This window comes from Streptomyces sp. NBC_01013 (genome assembly GCF_045162765.1).
Classification (GTDB): domain Bacteria; phylum Actinomycetota; class Actinomycetes; order Streptomycetales; family Streptomycetaceae; genus Streptomyces.
The window spans coordinates 3314049-3329695 of record NZ_CP108687.1 but is presented as its reverse complement, the minus strand read 5'-3'; the positions used below and the strand labels follow the sequence as shown (position 1 = coordinate 3329695).

Here is a 15647-nt window from a genome sequence, read left to right as displayed (position 1 = left end):
CGCCTCCGGGAGGTCATTTCAGTCCCCGGCGGGCCTGCTTCACCTCTTCGTTGATGCCCCACGCGTCGGCAACCGGGCCGAGATGGCCGAGCTTGTCGGGGTTGATCACCGAACGGATGGCCTGGATCTGCCCGTCGAGCACGTCGAGAGCCAGGGTGTGGAGCACCTTGCCGTCCCGGTCGCGGAAGACGGCGCCGGGCTGAGCGTTGACCTCGTGCGCCTCGAACGTCACGTCGATCCGCGCCAGCAGCGGGAAGACGGATGCCAGCAGCCGGGCCACGTTCTCGGCGCCGACGACGGCCCTGGCCAGCTGGGGGGCCTTGCCGCCGCCGTCCCCGACCATCTGTACGTCGGCAGCCAGCAGGTCCCGCAGGCCCACGAGGTCTCCTTCGCGGAGGGCGTCGAAGAACCGCCTCGCCAGCTCCTCACGCTCCTGGCGGTCCGCATCGAACCGCGGCCTCCCGGCCCGCATGTGCCGCCGTGCCCGTACCAGCAGCTGCCGGCACGCCGCCTCCGAACGCCCTGCCGCCGAGGCGATGTCGTCGAACCCGAAGCCGAACACCTCCCGCAGCACGAACACCGACCGCTCCAGCGGGCTGAGGCGCTCCAGCAGCAGCAACGCCGCCATCGAGACCGAGTCGGCCAGCTCCGCCGAGCGCGCCGGATCCTGATACGGATCGCTGAGCAGCGGTTCGGGAAACCACGGGCCCACGTACTCCTCCCGCCGCACCCGTGCGGAGCGCAGCACGTCGATCGAGACGCGCGTCACCGTGGTGGACAGAAACGCCTTGACCGAGGTGGGAAGGGTCGCCGAGCCGTCGTAGCGCAGCCATGTCTCCTGTACCGCGTCCTCCGCCTCGCTCACGCTGCCCAGAATCCGGTAGGCGATCGAGAACAGCAGAGGTCGCAGTTCCTCGAACTCCCCGACCTTGCTCACGCCGCATCTCCCTCGAGGTCGCCCACCCGGCCGTTCCCGGCGCGGGCGCGTTCGGACTGATCCTGTGTTCGTCGGCGGGGCCCTGCAAGACCCCCGGTGGCCCGGGGCGCACAAAGGGGCCCCGGGCGTCGGCGGACCCTCAGTGGAACTGTCCGGCCTCGTAGTCGCCGGCCGGCTGCCGGGCGATGATGTTCAGGCGGTTCGCCGTGTTCATGAAGGCGACCAGGACCACCAGGGCGGTGAGCTGCTCCTCCTCGTAGTGCTTCGCGGCCCGCGCCCAGACCTCGTCATCGACTCCGCCGGCCGCATCCGCGACCCTGGTCCCCTGCTCCGCCAGCTCCAGTGCGGCCCGCTCGGCCTCGGTGAAGACCGTCGCCTCGCGCCACGCCGCCACCAGGTGCAGCCGCACCGCGGTCTCCCCGGCCGCCGCGGCCTCCTTGGTGTGCATGTCGATGCAGAGGGCGCAGCCGTTGATCTGGCTCACCCGCAGGGCCACCAGCTCCTGCGTCGCTGCCGGCAACGGCGACTCCTTGAGCGCCTTGCCCGCCGACATGAGGTGCTTGAGGGCCTTCGCGGCGGTGGGGTCGGCGAAGTAGTTCAGTCGCGCGTCCATGGTGTGCTCCTCCGTGCTCGTCGGTGGTGGCGACCTCACCGCGAGGTCGTCGCACCCCTTGGGACGAGACAGCCCGACGCCCTGTGACACGGTGCTGTGTGTTCCCTCCGGCTCCGTACTCGGATGTCCGGAGAGCCGCCGGCCGCGGCGGACCGGCGCTGTCACTCCGCGGCGCGCCCTCACCCCACCGTCAGCACCGCGTTTCCCCGGACCCGACGCCCCCGGATGTCCTCGATGACGTCCGCCGTCCGCGACCAGTCCCGCACCGATCCGATCTCCGGGTGGAGACGCCCGCCCGCCACCAGCCGCACCAGGGTGGTGAGATCGTCGGCGTACGCCGTGTCCGCGCGGGTGTAGTCGAAGTGCGCGATACGGGCCTGGGCCGGGCCCTTGAAGAAGTCGAAGAAGTCCAGCGTCACCGGGGTCCGGCTCGCCTGGCCGAACCAGACCAGCAAGCCGCCCGGGGCGAGCCGGGCCAGGGCGGCGGGCAGCGAGTCTCCGCCCACCGATTCCAGGACGACGTCGTACGGGCCCCGCGCCTCGGCCGGTGACGTCACCACGGCGGAAGCCCCCAGGTCCAGCAGGCCGGCGCCCCGCTCCGGCGTCGCGCTGACCGCCGTCACCGCCGCGCCCGAGGAAGCCGCCAGCTCCGTGAGGTAGTGACCGACGCCCCCGCTCGCCCCGGTGATCAGCAGCCGCCGCCCCGCCACGGGGCCGGCCGCCCGGAGCAGGCGCAACGCGGTGATGCCCGCCAGGGGGAGCGCCGCCGCCGTCACCGCGTCGATGCTGTCCGGGAGTGCGGCGATGCTGTGGACCGGGACCGCGACGCGCTCGGCCCAGCCGTATGCGGGCGGGTGGGCCACCACACGGGAGCCTGCCGCCGGGCCCGTGCCGTCGGCCGCCGCACGCACGACCGTGCCCGCGACGTCCTTGCCGGGGCGCCAGCCCGCCCAGCGCCGTGCAAGCTGTCCGTCGAGCTGGAACGTCTCACCCCGGTTGACGGAGTACGCCTCCACCGCGACCAGCGCTTCGTCGGCGGCGGGCTCGGGCTCCGGGGCTTCGCTCAGGAGGACCGTGCCGGCGGTTGTGGGGATCACTGCTCTCATCGGATGTTCCCTCCTCATGGCTCACGCGAAGACGACATGGCTCATGCGAAGACGACGGTGTGGGCGTGCAGTGTGTCGAAGTGCTCGCGGACGGAGGTGATGCGCCCGCCCCGTACCGTGAAGACGGCCAGGCAGTGCTGGTCGTACCTGGCCCCCTTCTTCGTCAGTCCCCGCGTGTTCCACTCGGCCAGGACCCGCTCGCCCTCCGCGATCACGCCCTCGAACTCGATCTCCATCGACTCCGGCACCAGCCGGGCGACCATCTGGGCCACGAACGCGTCGAATATCTCGTCCGGCCCGGTCCACGTACCCGACACCGGCAGGTCTCCGGCGAGGGTCCAGGTCACGTCGGCGTCGAAGAACGCGCGCAACCGGTCCATGTCCCCCGCCACGAGCGTGTGCATGTAGTCGAGGACGATGTCCTTGGGAGCAGGGGTGGTGGTGTCCATGATGTCGGTGGCCCTTCCTGAGGTGCGGTTTCCGCTCTGACTCCTGAAGGCTAGGAAGAGGAGGCGTGCGGAGGGAAAGACCTGTTCTCGATCGCTCCAGAACCGATCGGCATCGCCCCAGCTCAGCACCGCTCGTATGCTGCTGCGCATGTCAGAACTGCGGCGCCTGCGCTACTTCCTGGCCGTGGCCGAGGAACGCAACTTCACCCGTGCCGCCGAGCGGCTCCACATTGCCCAGCCCGCCCTCAGCCGGCAGATACGCGAACTGGAGAAGGAGTTGGGCGTGCAACTCCTCGACCGCACCACCCATTCCGTCGAACCCACCGAAGCCGGCGCGGTGTTGATGGAGCGGGGCGCCGCCCTCTGTGAGGACGCCGACCGGCTATGGCGCGATGTGCGCGGCTTCGCCGGTGGCGAGCAGGGCACGCTGACCTTCGGGTACAGCATGGGTACGAGCTACGAGACGGCCCCCGCCCTCCTCGCCGCCCTGGCCGAGCGCCTGCCGGGCCTCACCACCACCACGCATCTCCTGCCCACCGCCGGGGTCCTGTCCGGCGTCGCCGAGGGCACGCTCGACGCGGGACTGGTCCGCTGTCCGCCGCCCACGCCGGAACTGGTGCGCACGCTCGTACGGCTGGAACCGCAGGGCGTCCTCATGGCCGCCGGCCACCGCCTCGCCGCACTCCCCGCCGTCGACCCCGCCGCCCTGGCCGACGAGACCCTCCTCATCCATCCGCGCGAGGCCAATCCCGGCCACTACGACGCGATCATCGGCATTCTGGACCGCATCGGCATCAGCCCGCGGCTGATGCTGCGCCCGCTGTCGTTCGACGCCGGTCACACCCCGGTGGTGCGCGGCGACGCCGTCTCCGTCGTCGGCGGCTCAGCCGCGTCGAGCCTGCCCGCAGGTCTGGTGTGGAGGCCGTTGGCCGGGGGAGCCGCCATCGAACTGCACCTGCTGACGAGGGGCCGCGGCGCACGCCCCGTCGTGGCCCAACTGCTGCGTGCGGCCGCGGAGACGGCCCGGTCCGGCGGCTGGCTGCGATCGCCGGACGCGGCTGTGTGATCCGGCGGGGCGCGCGCCCGGTGACCTCAACGGGTCACCAGGGGATGATGGCGAGCGCCTCCACTTCGATGAGCAACTCCGGCCGGACGAGCGCGGTCACCTGTACCGCTGTGCTGGCCGGGGGGCGCTTCACGTCGACATGTGCGTCCCGCGCGGCCCGGACGGCGGGCAGGAATCCGATGTCGGTGACGTAGAAGGTGAGCTTGGCGACGTCGGCGAACGTCGCCTCCCCCGCTGCGAGGCAACGCCCCAGGTTCTCGAAGACCTGACGGGCCTGGGCAGCAGGATCGCCCTCCCCGACCACGTTTCCCTTCTCGTCCAGTGCCACTTGGCCCGAGATCACGACCAGCCTGCCTTCGCCCATGACCACATGGCTGTATCCCTGAGCGGGGGCGACCCCCTCGGGCAGGTGGTGGCTCAGCATGGTCTCTTCGGAACCGTCGGTCTCGTCCTGCACCGCGACCTCACTCTCCTGCGGCCTCTCCGCAGCTCAACGATAGGCGCCGGAAGCCGTGTTCGGACGGGATCTGTCGCCGGGTCCTATGCGGTGCCGGCGTGCTCCCACCGGCACTCGGCGCAGTTGCCGGGCTCGGGCGCTCTGAAGGCGCGGTCGCAGCCGTCGCAGTTCTGCAGCGGGTCGTGGAGCGGGGACCGTCCGGTGGGCGGGACGGGCGACGGAAGCTGTGCGGTGAGCCGGTGCTCCAGGAACTTCACCGGGTACCTCAGCGGAACGGGAAGATCCGTCGTGAGCGCCCGTCTGATGGCGGCGGGGGTGGCCTCGCGTTCGAGCCAGGCGGCGACGGCGGGGGTGAGCGCCCGGACGTCGGCCTCGGAGAGCTCGAAACCGGCCGCCCCCCGCGCCAGGTCGGTCAGGAGCACGGAGGCCGTCCGGTCCAGCCGAGGACTCGGCGTCACCGGCCGGGGCGCGGGCGCCTTCGCCGCGGCTGCGCCTGCCGGTGCCGGTGCCGGTGCCGGTCCGCGTCCGGGTCCGGGTACGGGCGTTGCTGTTTCGGGAGTGGGAGGAGCGGTTTCCGGCACCTGTCCGGCAGCTGCGGGCGGCCGCTTCGCTCGCGACCCGGTAGCCGGAAGGGCCGTCCGGGCCACGGCACACGGCTGGTTGTACGACGTCGTGCGGGTGACGACGCGGCCGCTGGGGAGGCGCTCGCGGGTGCGCGTGAGGTAGCCGTGCGATTCGAGTTCGCGCAGCGCTCCGGCGATGCGGGCCTCGCTCTCCGGGAAGCGCTCGACCAGGCACTTGATGCCGACCTTCGCCCCGGCGGGCAGCGACTGGATGTGCGTGGCGAGGCCGATCGCGAGGAGCGAGAGCGCGCCGTGCTGGGCCAGGTGGTTGCCGATGACCGTGAAGTGGCTGCTGTGGCGCACCTTCACGTGGACGACGCCGCCGGACCGGGCGCGAGAGGGGGAGATAACCTGCTGGGTATCCATCGGGAAGGGGCTCTTCTTCCTCGGCGGTCAGGCCCTCGCGCGGGATGGCAATCCCGGCGGGGGCCGTCTCAGTCTGAAGTTCGGTTTCGTGAGCATATGCCAGGCAACCGGGGCGAAACCCAGCTCAGTTGGCGAACCTCACCCGTGCGAGTGACGGGCCTGCGCGAGGGCGGACGCGAACGCGCACGCATGCGCGTGGGGGCCTGCTGAGGCCCACCCGGGTGGGTTTGGTTTGGTTGGTTTCTTCTTCCCGAAAGGCTTAAGAGCCTTTTACGTCGTGGGCCGCCGCGTCGCGGCCCACGGGGTCGTACTTCATCGCGTCGCACTTCGCCGCGTCGCGGCCCACCGGGTCGTGGTTTCCCGACGCGGCCAGTGCGATCTCCGCCCAGACGGTCTTGCGGGGGAACGGCCCGCGCACGACACCCCAGCGGGTGGCCAACGCCTCGACGAGCAGCAGCCCGCGCCCGGACCCGGCCGCCTCCGTCCGCGTCCGGACGCGAGGCAGTTGATCGCCGCGTGCATCCGCGACCTCGATACGCAGCGTGTCCCCGTCAACCGTCAGCAGGACGCGGAAGTCCCGCCCCGGTACGTACCCGTGCAGCGCGGCGTTCGCCGCCAGTTCGGCGACGACAAGGCTCGCGTCCTCCAGCGGAAGTCCCCACGAGCGGAGCTGCTCCGCCGCCAGAAGCCGGGCCAGGCGGGCTCCCCGACGGGTCGCGGACAGTTGCACGGCGAACTGGCCGTTGCGGGTACGGGGCGGGGTGATTTCTCGGTTCACGTCACTCAGCGTGGCCGCCCGTGGCTACGCTGAACAGTAGTGACGCGTGTACGGACGGTGACTGTCCAGTGGTGGTGCGGGGCTGTCCCACGTGTACAGCGGTCGGGTGCCGGTCACGGGTGGAGGCGGGTGGCGTATGGGTGTCAACGTCGGTACGGAAGAGCCGGAATGGGGCGTCGAGCCCGATGACGACGCGGGTGCGGTGATCGCGGCGGTCGGCCGGCAGATCCGGCTCTGGCGGGAAGCGGCGGGGTTACGTGCCGCGGAGCTCGGTGAGGCGATCGGGTACGGGGAGAACCTGGTCTACAAGGTGGAGGCCGGGACGCGCATTCCGAAGCCGGAGTTCCTGGACCGTACGGACGAGGCGCTGGGTGCCGGCGGCAAGATCGCCGCGATGAAGCAGGACGTGGCGGAGGCGCGGTACCCGAAGAAGGTCCGGGACCTGGCGAAGTTGGAGGCCGAGGCAGTGGAGCTCGGCGCTTATGACAACCACAACCTCAACGGTCTGCTGCAGACCGAGGAGTACGCGCGGGCTCTGTACGAGATGCGGCGGCCGTCGTTCGTGCCGGACGAGATCAATCGCTACGTTGCCGCACGGATGGCACGCCAGGAGGTCTTCGAGCGGCGACCCCTGACCATGCTGACGTTCGTGCAGGAGGAGGCGACGATCAGACGTCCTCTCGGGGGCAGGGAGGTCATGCGGCGTCAGCTTGAACGCCTACTGGAGGTAGGTCAGTTGCGGAACGTCGAAATTCAGGTGATGCCGATGGACCGGGAGGACCATGCTGGGATGGGCGGCCAGTTCCACCTGCTGAAGTTCGACGACGGCACCTCGTTGGGACACTGGGAGGGGCAGTTGTCCAGCAGCCTTGTCTCCGACGCCAAGAAGGTCCGGATCATCGAGATGCGGTACGGAATCATCCGGGCCCAGGCTCTCACTCCACGGGAGTCTCTGGCCTTCATCGAGAAAGCGTTGGGAGAGAGATGACCCGCACGACCGCACCCGCAGGCGGCTCCGGGCCGGAGTGGTTCAGGAGCAGCTACAGCAGCAACGACGGCCCGGCCTGCGTCGAGGTAGCCGCCACCCCCGCCACCATCCGCGTCCGGGACTCGAAGAACACCCCCGGCCCCGAACTGGGCTTCGCCCCGGGCGCCTGGGCCGACTTCGTCTCGTACGCCTCGGAAGACTGACCGCTGATACGTAGCCCCGTCACGCCCGGAGGGCCTGCCGCGCGAGTGCGTGCGTCAGGCCCTCCGCGCGTGACGGGCGCCGGTAAACCCACCCGTCACAGGAGTTTCAAGCGTCGGCGATTCGGCCACCGTCCGCCGTGGCGAGCCTGCCCCAGCACACGGGCGGCACCCGTGCACCCTTGTCGTTGCTGAGGTCGCACGCGTCCGGAATCGAGCGCGTTCGATTCCGTGTCGGCGTCGTTAGGCCGTGCACCGCCGAGCCATCCAGGTGCGGCACCGAGTCCCAGGAGGGACGCAGGTGACTGTGACTGACGCCTTGACCGCGCACTCGGATACACCACCGCCCCCACCCCCGGCAGTCCTCGACTACCAGGGCAAGCACGGCAAGAACCCGCTGGCAGAAGCAGGTTTCCGCACCATGTGCGGGCGCCTTCCCGGTGTCCTGAGGCACACCGTCCGACTCGCCTGGACCGTGGACCGGACCGCTGTCCTGATCCTCCTGTGCTGCCAGCTCCTCACCGGAACCGCGGCCGCCCTCACGCTCGCCTTCACGGCGAAGGCGATGACGCACCTGCTCGCCACGGGGCCCGTCCCCGAACGCCTGCACGGCGCTCTGCCCGCGCTCGTCGTGGTGGCCGTCGCCGCCGGGGCGGGCCGCATCGGCGTGGCGCTGGCCTCGTACGCCGAACGCCGGGTCTCGCCGCTGCTGATGACCGAGGCCGACGTGGCGCTGGTCGCCGCCGTGTGCCGGGTCGAGGTGGCGGCTTACGGCGAGGACGGCTTCGCGGACCGGCAGGAAGCCGCCGAAGTGGGAGTCACCCGCACCACCGCCCTGGTCAACGACGCGCAGCGGTTCATGGCGGCGGGCGTCCGCATGGTCGCCGCGGGCGGCGTCATCACCGTCCTGCACTGGACCATGCTCCCCGCGCTTCTGCTCGCGGTGCTCCCGGCCGGGCTCGGCGCGATCCTCCGGGCCCGGGTGGACTACGAGACGCACTACCTCAACGTCGGCGACCGCAACGTGCGGGGCATGATGCGCTGGTGGGCCACGTTCTCCCGGTACGGCGACGAGGTCCGCGCCAACGGCATGACCGGGTACCTCCTGTACTGGTACAGGGTCATGTCCGAGCGCATCGACCGGCGCACCCTGACCGCCGCACCACGGCAACTGCGCATCGACGTGTCCACCAGCGCCGTCAGCGGCGTCTTCCTGACGGGCACCTGGGTCCTCCTGGCCTGGCTGGCCGCCACGGGGCGTGTCCCCCTCGCGGTCGCCGCGACCGCGGTCGTCGCCGTGCAGACCACCCTGGGCGCACTCGCCCAGCTCGTCGTCCAGGGCGCCGCACTGTTCCACACCTCGCTCTACCTCGCCGACATGCGCGCGTTCCTGGACCTGGCCGGGAAGCGCGCGCCGAAGCGCGGCGAGCTGATGATCCCGGAGGTGGTGGACGAGATCCGGCTCGACGATGTCGTCTACCAGTACCCCGGCAAGGAGCAGCCCGCTGTCGCCGGCGTCTCCCTGACGATGCGCCGGGGCGAGATCCTGGCCGTGGTCGGAGAGAACGGCTCGGGCAAGTCCACGCTCACCAAGCTCATCACCGGCATCCTCCTCGCCGACAAGGGCCGCGTGCTCTGGGACGGCGTCGACCTGGCCCACGCCGACGCCGAGGCGGTGTGGAAGCGGACCGCGCTCGTGCCGCAGAACTTCGCCACCTGGCCGCTGCGGGTCCGCGAGAACATCACGCTCGGCCAGCCCAGGTCGTGGGACGACGAGCTGGTGTGGAAGGCCGTCGACGCCGTCGGCATGCGTGAGGCCGTCGAGGAACTGCCGAACCGGCTCGACACCCTGCTGGCCCGTGAGCTCTTCGGTGGGGCGGAACTCTCCGGCGGGCAGTGGCAGCGGCTCGCGTGCGGCCGCGCGCTCTACCGGCGGACTCCGCTGCTGATCCTGGACGAGCCGACCTCGCAGATGGACGCCCGCGGAGAGCACCAGATCTTCCTGGAGATCAAGCGGCTGGCCGCCGACTGCATGACGATCGTCGTGACCCATCAGCTGGAGAACACCCGGCTGGCCGACCGGATCATCGTCATGGAGCAGGGCCGGGTGACCGAGGACGGTACGTACGACGACCTGATCCACGCCGGGGGTCTGTTCGCCGAACTCGTGGCCCTCGCCAACGACCGGTGACGGCCGGCTGAGCGCCGCTCCTCTTCCGTAGTTCCCGAGGACCTGCCGCGCCCACCCGCGCCGCAGGTCCTCCTCGTCGCCATGCCGCGATGTCGTCCTCCGGACCCCAGCACGCCGTCGGTCCCCGGCGGCCGCGCCGGTCGGAGGGCGGCGGCCCACCGCGACCGGAGCGGCACCCCTGCTCCCGGCGCCTGCTGGGCGCAGGCGACGAGTCCGGCGGACTCGAAGTGCCCGACCGGCTTGGTTCGTGGGCTTGAAATAGTGGTTGCTTCTGCGACTATGCGAAGAACAGGGGCTGGTGACCAGGAAAGGACCACTATGTGCGGAATCGTGGGTTACGTCGGTGGGCAGTCGGCGCAGGACGTCGTCGTCGCCGGTCTCAAACGGCTGGAGTACCGGGGGTACGACTCCGCCGGGATCGCGGTCCTCGCCGACGGGGGACTGGCCGCCGCGAAGAAGGCCGGGAAGCTCGTCAACCTGGAGAAGGTGCTGGTCGAGCGGCCGCTGCCGGCCGGCAACGCCGGGATCGGGCACACCCGGTGGGCCACCCACGGCGGGCCCACCGATGCCAACGCCCACCCGCACCTCGACAACGCCGGACGCGTCGCCGTCGTGCACAACGGCATCATCGAGAACTTCGCCGCCCTGCGCGCCGAACTCGGCAAGCGCGGCCACGACCTGGTCTCCGAAACCGACACCGAGGTCGTCGCCCACCTCCTGGCCGAGGCGTTCTCGCAGAGCGCGGACCCGGGGGAGGCGATGCGGCAGGTGTGCCGGCGCCTCGAAGGGGCCTTCACGCTCGTCGCCGTGTTCGCGGACGCGCCCGACGTGGTGGTCGGGGCCCGGCGGAACTCGCCGCTCGTCGTCGGTGTGGGGGAGGGGGAGGCCTTCCTCGCCTCCGACGTCGCCGCGTTCATCGCCCACACCCGCTCCGCGATCGAGCTCGGCCAGGACCAGGTGGTCGAGCTGCGGCGGGAGGGAGTCGAGGTCACCGGGTTCGACGGGGAGCCGGCCGAAGTGCACGCCTACCACGTGGACTGGGACGCCTCCGCGGCTGAGAAGGGCGGCTACGCCTCCTTCATGCTCAAGGAGATCGCCGAGCAGCCCAAGGCCGTCACCGACACCCTCCTCGGCCGGATCGACCGGGAGGGCACCCTCCACCTCGACGAGGTGCGGATCAGCCGGGGTGAGCTGCGCGAGGTCGACAAGGTGGTGATCGTCGCCTGCGGGACCGCGTTCCACGCCGGGATGATCGCCAAGTACGCCATCGAGCACTGGACCCGCATCCCCTGCGAGACGGAGCTCGCCAGCGAGTTCCGCTACCGCGACCCGATCCTGGACCCGCACACCCTCGTCATTGCCATCTCGCAGTCCGGGGAGACGATGGACACCCTGATGGCACTGCGGCACGCCCGTGAGCAGGGCGCGAAGGTCCTCGCCATCTGCAACACCAACGGCTCGACCATCCCGCGCGAGTCCGACGCCGTGCTCTACACGCACGCCGGTCCCGAGGTCGCCGTCGCCTCCACCAAGGCGTTCCTGACCCAGCTCGTCGCCTGCTACCTCGTCGCCCTGTACCTGGGCCAGGTCCGCGGGACCAAGTGGGGCGACGAGATCCGTACGGTCATCCGCCAGCTCTCCGAGATCTCCGGGTCCGTCGACCGGGTCCTGTCGACGATGGAGCCGGTCCGTGCGCTGGCCCGGTCCCTCGCCTCGCACGACACCGTGCTCTTCCTCGGCCGGCACGTCGGCTACCCGGTCGCCCTGGAAGGCGCGTTGAAGCTCAAGGAACTCGCGTACATGCACGCCGAGGGATTCGCCGCCGGGGAGCTCAAGCACGGGCCCATCGCGCTCATCGAGGAAGGGCTGCCCGTCGTCGTGGTGGTCCCGTCGCCGGCGGGGCGTTCGGTGCTGCACGGCAAGATCGTGTCGAACATCCAGGAGATCCGGGCCCGCGGGGCGCTCACCGTCGTCATCGCGGAGGAGGGCGACGAGGAGGTCGTTCCGTACGCGGACCACCTCATCCGGATCCCCGCAACGCCTACGCTGCTTCAGCCGCTGGTCGCCACCGTGCCGTTGCAGGTCTTCGCCTGCGAGCTGGCGACGGCCCGCGGCAACGAGGTGGACCAGCCGCGCAACCTGGCGAAGTCCGTCACCGTGGAGTGAGCCATCAGCCAACAGTGAGGGTGCGTACGTGATCATCGGGGTCGGGATCGATGTGGCGGAGATCGAGCGGTTCGGCGCAGCGCTGGAACGTACGCCGAACCTGGCGCAACGCCTCTTCATCGACAGCGAGTTGCTGCTGCCCGGCGGTGAGCGGCGCGGGATCGCCTCGCTGGCCGCCCGGTTCGCCGCCAAGGAAGCCCTGGCCAAGGCGCTCGGCGCTCCCGCCGGGCTGCTGTGGACTGACGCCGAGGTGTACGTCGAGGAGAGCGGGCAGCCCCGGCTACGGGTCCAGGGCACCGTCGCCGCACGCGCGGCCGAGCTGGGCGTGCGGCAGTGGCACGTCTCGCTCAGCCATGACGCGGGGGTCGCCTCGGCTGTGGTGATCGCGGAGGGCTGAGGGCTGTCCCGCCAGGAACGAACGGGACAGCCCTGAGCGCCTGTCGTCCGGATCATGCCGGGGCACGGGCGCGGATTCCTGCGTACGTTGGAGCCATGCGTACCGCTTACAGCGTCTCGACCGTACGGGCCGCCGAACAGGCCCTGATGGCACGGCTCCCGGAGGGTGCGCTGATGCAGCGCGCCGCCGCCGGACTCGCGTCCGCCTGCGCCGATCTGCTCCGGCGTGGCGGCCGGGTCTACGGTTCCCGGGTCGTCCTCCTCGTCGGCAGCGGCGACAACGGCGGCGACGCGCTGTACGCCGGGGCCAGACTGGCCCGGCGCGGCGCGGGTGTCGTGGCCGTGCGCGTCTCGTCCGGCCGGGCCCACGAGGGCGGGGTGGCGGCCCTGCTGGCCGCGGGCGGACGGGTGAGGGAGGGCGGCGATCCCGCTTCGCACCGCGACTGGGGCGGGCGCATCGACCTCGTCGTCGACGGCATCACCGGCATCGGCGGGCGCGGCGGACTGCGGCCGGACGCCGCCGCACTGGTGGAGCACTACACGGCCGACGGGGTGCCCGTCCTCGCGGTCGATCTGCCGAGCGGAGTCGAGGCGGACACCGGCGAGGTGCGGGGGGCGGCCGTGCGCGCCGATGCCACCGTCACCTTCGGCGCGTACAAACCGGGGCTGCTCGTCGACCCGGCCGCCGAACGGGCCGGCGCCCTGCTCCTCGTCGACATCGGGCTCGGCGCCGAACTTCCGGAGGTGCCCGACCTGGAGGCGCTCCAGTACGCGGACGTCGCCGCGCTGCTGCCCGTGCCCGCCGCCGAGAGCGACAAGTACCGGCGCGGTGTCGTGGGCATCGTCGCCGGATCGGCGCGCTACCCGGGGGCCGCGGTACTCGCCGTCTCCGGGGCGCTGCGCGGTGGGGCGGGCGCGGTGCGCTACGTCGGGCCCGGTGGCGACGCCGTGATCGCACGGCATCCGGAGACCCTGGTCCACGCGGGGCCGCCGTCGAAGGCCGGGCGGGTGCAGGCCTGGGTGGTCGGGCCGGGGCTCGGCGACGGCACGGACGCCGTCGAGGCGGTCTCCGACGTGCTGGCCACCGACGTCCCCGTACTCGTCGACGCCGACGGGCTGCGGCTGCTGGACGCCGACGTCGTACGGGCGCGCAGCGCGCCCACCGTCCTCACCCCGCACGCCGGGGAGGCCGCGGCGCTGCTCGGCGTACCGCGCGAGGAGGTGGAGGCCGGACGGCTGGCCGCCGTGCGCGAACTCGCCTCCCGGTTCCGCGCCACGGTCCTGCTCAAGGGGTCGACGACCCTGGTCGCCACCGACGCCCCGCACGCCCCGGTGCGGGTCAACCCGACCGGCACCTCCTGGCTGGCCACGGCGGGCAGCGGCGACGTGCTCTCCGGGCTGACCGGCTCGCTGCTCGCCGCGGGCCTCGCCCCGCGCGACGCCGCGTCCGTCGGCGCCCACCTCCACGGGCTCGCCGCCCGGCTGGCGTCCGACGGCTCCCCGGTCGCCGCGCAGGACGTCGCGGAGGCGATCGGGGCGGCATGGCGGGACGTACGGGCCTGAGTGACGCTGGGGCCAGACAGGGCGACAGCAAGGGAGTGGTCGGTCGTGGGCAGCAGCGATGACGTACGGGTACGGCGGGTGTACGACCCCCAGGAGGACGGCGACGGCACCCGTGTCCTCGTCGACCGGCTGTGGCCGCGCGGCGTCTCGAAGGAGCGGGCCGCGATCGACAGGTGGCTCAAGGACGTCACCCCGTCGGACGAACTGCGCTCCTGGTACCACGAGGACCGCTCCGCAACCCGCTACGACGAGTTCGTCGACCGCTACCGTGCCGAGCTGGCCGACCCCGTGCACACGGCGGCCGTGGACGAGCTGACGGCGCTGGTCCGCGAGGGCGGGCCGGTGACGCTCGTCACGGCGGTCAAGGACGTCCCGCACAGTCACGTCCCGGTCCTCGCCGACCATGTGGCACACGCGTTGCACCACCACTGAGGTGCTCGTCCACCGGCGCGCCGCGCCCTGCCCCGGCCGACGCCCGGGGGCCCCGTCGTACGCCAGTGAGACACTGGGCGCGATGAACGAGACAGCGTCCTTGAGAGCCCGTGCCGAGATCGACCTCGCCGCACTCCGCGCCAACGTGCGTGTTCTGCGTGCCCGGGCGGCCGGCGCGCAACTCATGGCCGTGGTCAAGTCCGACGCCTACGGGCACGGCGCCGAGCGCTGCGCCCGCGCCGCGCTCGAAGCCGGCGCCACCTGGCTCGGCACCGCCACCCCGCACGAGGCGCTCGCCCTGCGCGCGGCCGGTCTGGGCGGCCGGGTGATGTGCTGGCTGTGGACGCCGGGCGGGCCCTGGCGCGAGGCGATCGAGGCCGACATCGACGTGTCGGTGAGCGGCATGTGGGCGCTGGACGAGGTCACCTCGGCGGCCGCGGAGGCGGGCCGGCCCGCCCGTATCCAGCTCAAGGCCGACACGGGCCTCGGCCGCAACGGATGCCAGCCCGCCGACTGGCCCGAACTGGTCGCCGCCGCCCGCACCGCCGAGCAGGCGGGCACGGTCCGGATCACCGGCCTCTGGTCCCACTTCGCCTGCGCGGACGAGCCCGGGCACCCCTCGATCACCGCGCAGCTCGACACCTTCCGCGACATGGTCGCGTACGCGGAGAAGGCCGGTGTCGAGCCCGAGGTGCGGCACATCGCGAACTCCCCGGCGACGCTGACGGTCCCCGACTCGCACTTCGACCTCGTGCGGACCGGCATCGCCATGTACGGCATCTCGCCCAGCCCCGAGCTCGGCACCCCGGCCGACTACGGTCTCCGCCCGGTGATGACGCTCTCCGCGTCCGTCGCCCTGGTCAAGCGCGTCCCGGCCGGCCACGGCATCAGCTACGGGCACCACTACACGACGTCCGGGGAGACCACGCTCGCCCTCGTGCCGGTGGGGTACGCGGACGGCATCCCGCGCCACGCGTCGGGCTGCGGCCCGGTCCTGGTCGGCGGTGTCCGGCGGACGATCGCCGGCCGGGTGGCCATGGACCAGTTCGTCGTCGACCTCGACGGGGACGAGCCTGCGGTGGGCAGTGACGCGGTGCTGTTCGGTCCGGGGGACCGGGGCGAGCCGAGCGCCGAGGACTGGGCGCAGGCGGCCGGCACGATCGCGTACGAGATCGTCACCCGCATCAGCGGCAGAGTGCCGCGCGTCTACCGGGACGACGAAACGCCCAAGGGCCCCTCGGCCGGGTCCTGACCGAACAAGCGCCCCTGACCAGGCACGATCTGATCATGTCCTGGGACGGCCGGACGAGAAGGCA

General features: G+C 71.9%; 16 protein-coding genes. 9 read left to right on the top strand and 7 right to left on the bottom strand.

The genetic code is table 11. From position 1 onward, the window contains the following. Positions 1 to 13 precede the first annotated feature (13 nt). From OG538_RS14145 to OG538_RS14130, 4 genes are all read right to left on the bottom strand, one after another. Positions 14 to 937: an RNA polymerase sigma-70 factor gene (locus tag OG538_RS14145; protein WP_406093593.1), complete on the bottom strand. Its 924-nt coding sequence runs from the start codon at positions 935 to 937 to the stop codon at positions 14 to 16. Positions 938 to 1076: 139 nt separating this feature from the next. Next, the gene (locus OG538_RS14140) at positions 1077 to 1550 is read right to left on the bottom strand and encodes a carboxymuconolactone decarboxylase family protein (RefSeq protein WP_406093591.1); all 474 of its coding nucleotides are present in this window, start codon (positions 1548 to 1550) and stop codon (positions 1077 to 1079) included. Between the two features lie 179 nt (positions 1551 to 1729). Next, the gene (locus OG538_RS14135) at positions 1730 to 2656 is read right to left on the bottom strand and encodes a zinc-binding dehydrogenase (protein ID WP_406093589.1); all 927 of its coding nucleotides are present in this window, start codon (positions 2654 to 2656) and stop codon (positions 1730 to 1732) included. A gap of 41 nt (positions 2657 to 2697) precedes the next feature. After that, positions 2698 to 3105, bottom strand: coding sequence for a nuclear transport factor 2 family protein (locus OG538_RS14130; protein WP_406093587.1), 408 nt, complete (start codon positions 3103 to 3105; stop codon positions 2698 to 2700). A 148-nt stretch (positions 3106 to 3253) separates the two neighbouring features. Here OG538_RS14130 and OG538_RS14125 point away from each other — a divergent pair, with 148 nt between their 5' ends. Continuing rightward, positions 3254 to 4171 (top strand): LysR substrate-binding domain-containing protein, encoded by a 918-nt coding sequence (locus tag OG538_RS14125; protein WP_406093585.1) that lies wholly within the window; start codon positions 3254 to 3256, stop codon positions 4169 to 4171. A 34-nt stretch (positions 4172 to 4205) separates the two neighbouring features. Here OG538_RS14125 and OG538_RS14120 read toward each other — a convergent pair whose 3' ends face one another. The 3 genes from OG538_RS14120 to OG538_RS14110 form a co-directional block, all read right to left on the bottom strand. Beyond that, the gene (locus OG538_RS14120; protein WP_406100132.1) at positions 4206 to 4595 is read right to left on the bottom strand and encodes a RidA family protein; all 390 of its coding nucleotides are present in this window, start codon (positions 4593 to 4595) and stop codon (positions 4206 to 4208) included. Between the two features lie 116 nt (positions 4596 to 4711). Next, positions 4712 to 5617 carry a helix-turn-helix domain-containing protein gene (locus OG538_RS14115; protein ID WP_406093583.1) on the bottom strand — a complete coding sequence of 302 codons (906 nt, stop codon included), beginning with the start codon at positions 5615 to 5617 and terminating at the stop codon, positions 4712 to 4714. Positions 5618 to 5876: 259 nt separating this feature from the next. Next, positions 5877 to 6395, bottom strand: a complete 519-nt coding sequence (locus OG538_RS14110; RefSeq protein WP_406093581.1) for an ATP-binding protein — start codon at positions 6393 to 6395, stop codon at positions 5877 to 5879. A gap of 136 nt (positions 6396 to 6531) precedes the next feature. On the opposite strand from OG538_RS14110, the gene OG538_RS14105 reads away from it, so the two are divergent. From OG538_RS14105 to alr, 8 genes are all read left to right on the top strand, one after another. Continuing rightward, positions 6532 to 7383, top strand: coding sequence for a helix-turn-helix domain-containing protein (locus OG538_RS14105; protein ID WP_406093579.1), 852 nt, complete (start codon positions 6532 to 6534; stop codon positions 7381 to 7383). Continuing rightward, the gene (locus tag OG538_RS14100; protein ID WP_406093577.1) at positions 7380 to 7586 is read left to right on the top strand and encodes a DUF397 domain-containing protein; all 207 of its coding nucleotides are present in this window, start codon (positions 7380 to 7382) and stop codon (positions 7584 to 7586) included. The genes OG538_RS14105 and OG538_RS14100 overlap by 4 nt, the downstream gene beginning before the upstream one ends. Positions 7587 to 7890: 304 nt before the next feature. Next, positions 7891 to 9774 carry an ATP-binding cassette domain-containing protein gene (locus OG538_RS14095; RefSeq protein WP_406100130.1) on the top strand — a complete coding sequence of 628 codons (1884 nt, stop codon included), beginning with the start codon at positions 7891 to 7893 and terminating at the stop codon, positions 9772 to 9774. A gap of 318 nt (positions 9775 to 10092) precedes the next feature. Beyond that, entirely contained in the window at positions 10093 to 11940 is a 1848-nt protein-coding gene (gene glmS, locus OG538_RS14090) for a glutamine--fructose-6-phosphate transaminase (isomerizing) (protein WP_406093575.1), read from the top strand. Positions 11941 to 11968: 28 nt separating this feature from the next. After that, positions 11969 to 12337: a holo-ACP synthase gene (locus OG538_RS14085; RefSeq protein ID WP_406093573.1), complete on the top strand. Its 369-nt coding sequence runs from the start codon at positions 11969 to 11971 to the stop codon at positions 12335 to 12337. Positions 12338 to 12432: 95 nt separating this feature from the next. Further along, positions 12433 to 13899, top strand: a complete 1467-nt coding sequence (locus tag OG538_RS14080; protein ID WP_406093571.1) for an NAD(P)H-hydrate dehydratase — start codon at positions 12433 to 12435, stop codon at positions 13897 to 13899. A 45-nt stretch (positions 13900 to 13944) separates the two neighbouring features. Continuing rightward, entirely contained in the window at positions 13945 to 14331 is a 387-nt protein-coding gene (locus OG538_RS14075) for a DUF488 domain-containing protein (RefSeq protein ID WP_406093569.1), read from the top strand. A gap of 82 nt (positions 14332 to 14413) precedes the next feature. Then, complete coding sequence (gene alr / locus OG538_RS14070; protein WP_406093567.1) at positions 14414 to 15583, top strand: alanine racemase; 1170 nt, start codon at positions 14414 to 14416, stop codon at positions 15581 to 15583. Positions 15584 to 15647 lie beyond the last annotated feature (64 nt).

What these genes read in the sequence shown, in the direction of transcription:
- OG538_RS14080 (WP_406093571.1), top strand. Translation starts at nt 12,433, where the DNA reads ATGCGTACCGCTTACAGCGTCTCGACCGTACGGGCCGCCGAACAGGCC.
- OG538_RS14115 (WP_406093583.1), bottom strand. Translation starts at nt 5,617, where the DNA reads ATGGATACCCAGCAGGTTATCTCCCCCTCTCGCGCCCGGTCCGGCGGC.
- OG538_RS14140 (WP_406093591.1), bottom strand. Translation starts at nt 1,550, where the DNA reads ATGGACGCGCGACTGAACTACTTCGCCGACCCCACCGCCGCGAAGGCC.
- OG538_RS14100 (WP_406093577.1), top strand. Translation starts at nt 7,380, where the DNA reads ATGACCCGCACGACCGCACCCGCAGGCGGCTCCGGGCCGGAGTGGTTC.
- alr (WP_406093567.1), top strand. Translation starts at nt 14,414, where the DNA reads ATGAACGAGACAGCGTCCTTGAGAGCCCGTGCCGAGATCGACCTCGCC.
- OG538_RS14105 (WP_406093579.1), top strand. Translation starts at nt 6,532, where the DNA reads ATGGGTGTCAACGTCGGTACGGAAGAGCCGGAATGGGGCGTCGAGCCC.
- OG538_RS14125 (WP_406093585.1), top strand. Translation starts at nt 3,254, where the DNA reads ATGTCAGAACTGCGGCGCCTGCGCTACTTCCTGGCCGTGGCCGAGGAA.
- glmS (WP_406093575.1), top strand. Translation starts at nt 10,093, where the DNA reads ATGTGCGGAATCGTGGGTTACGTCGGTGGGCAGTCGGCGCAGGACGTC.
- OG538_RS14130 (WP_406093587.1), bottom strand. Translation starts at nt 3,105, where the DNA reads ATGGACACCACCACCCCTGCTCCCAAGGACATCGTCCTCGACTACATG.
- OG538_RS14135 (WP_406093589.1), bottom strand. Translation starts at nt 2,656, where the DNA reads ATGAGAGCAGTGATCCCCACAACCGCCGGCACGGTCCTCCTGAGCGAA.
- OG538_RS14120 (WP_406100132.1), bottom strand. Translation starts at nt 4,595, where the DNA reads ATGCTGAGCCACCACCTGCCCGAGGGGGTCGCCCCCGCTCAGGGATAC.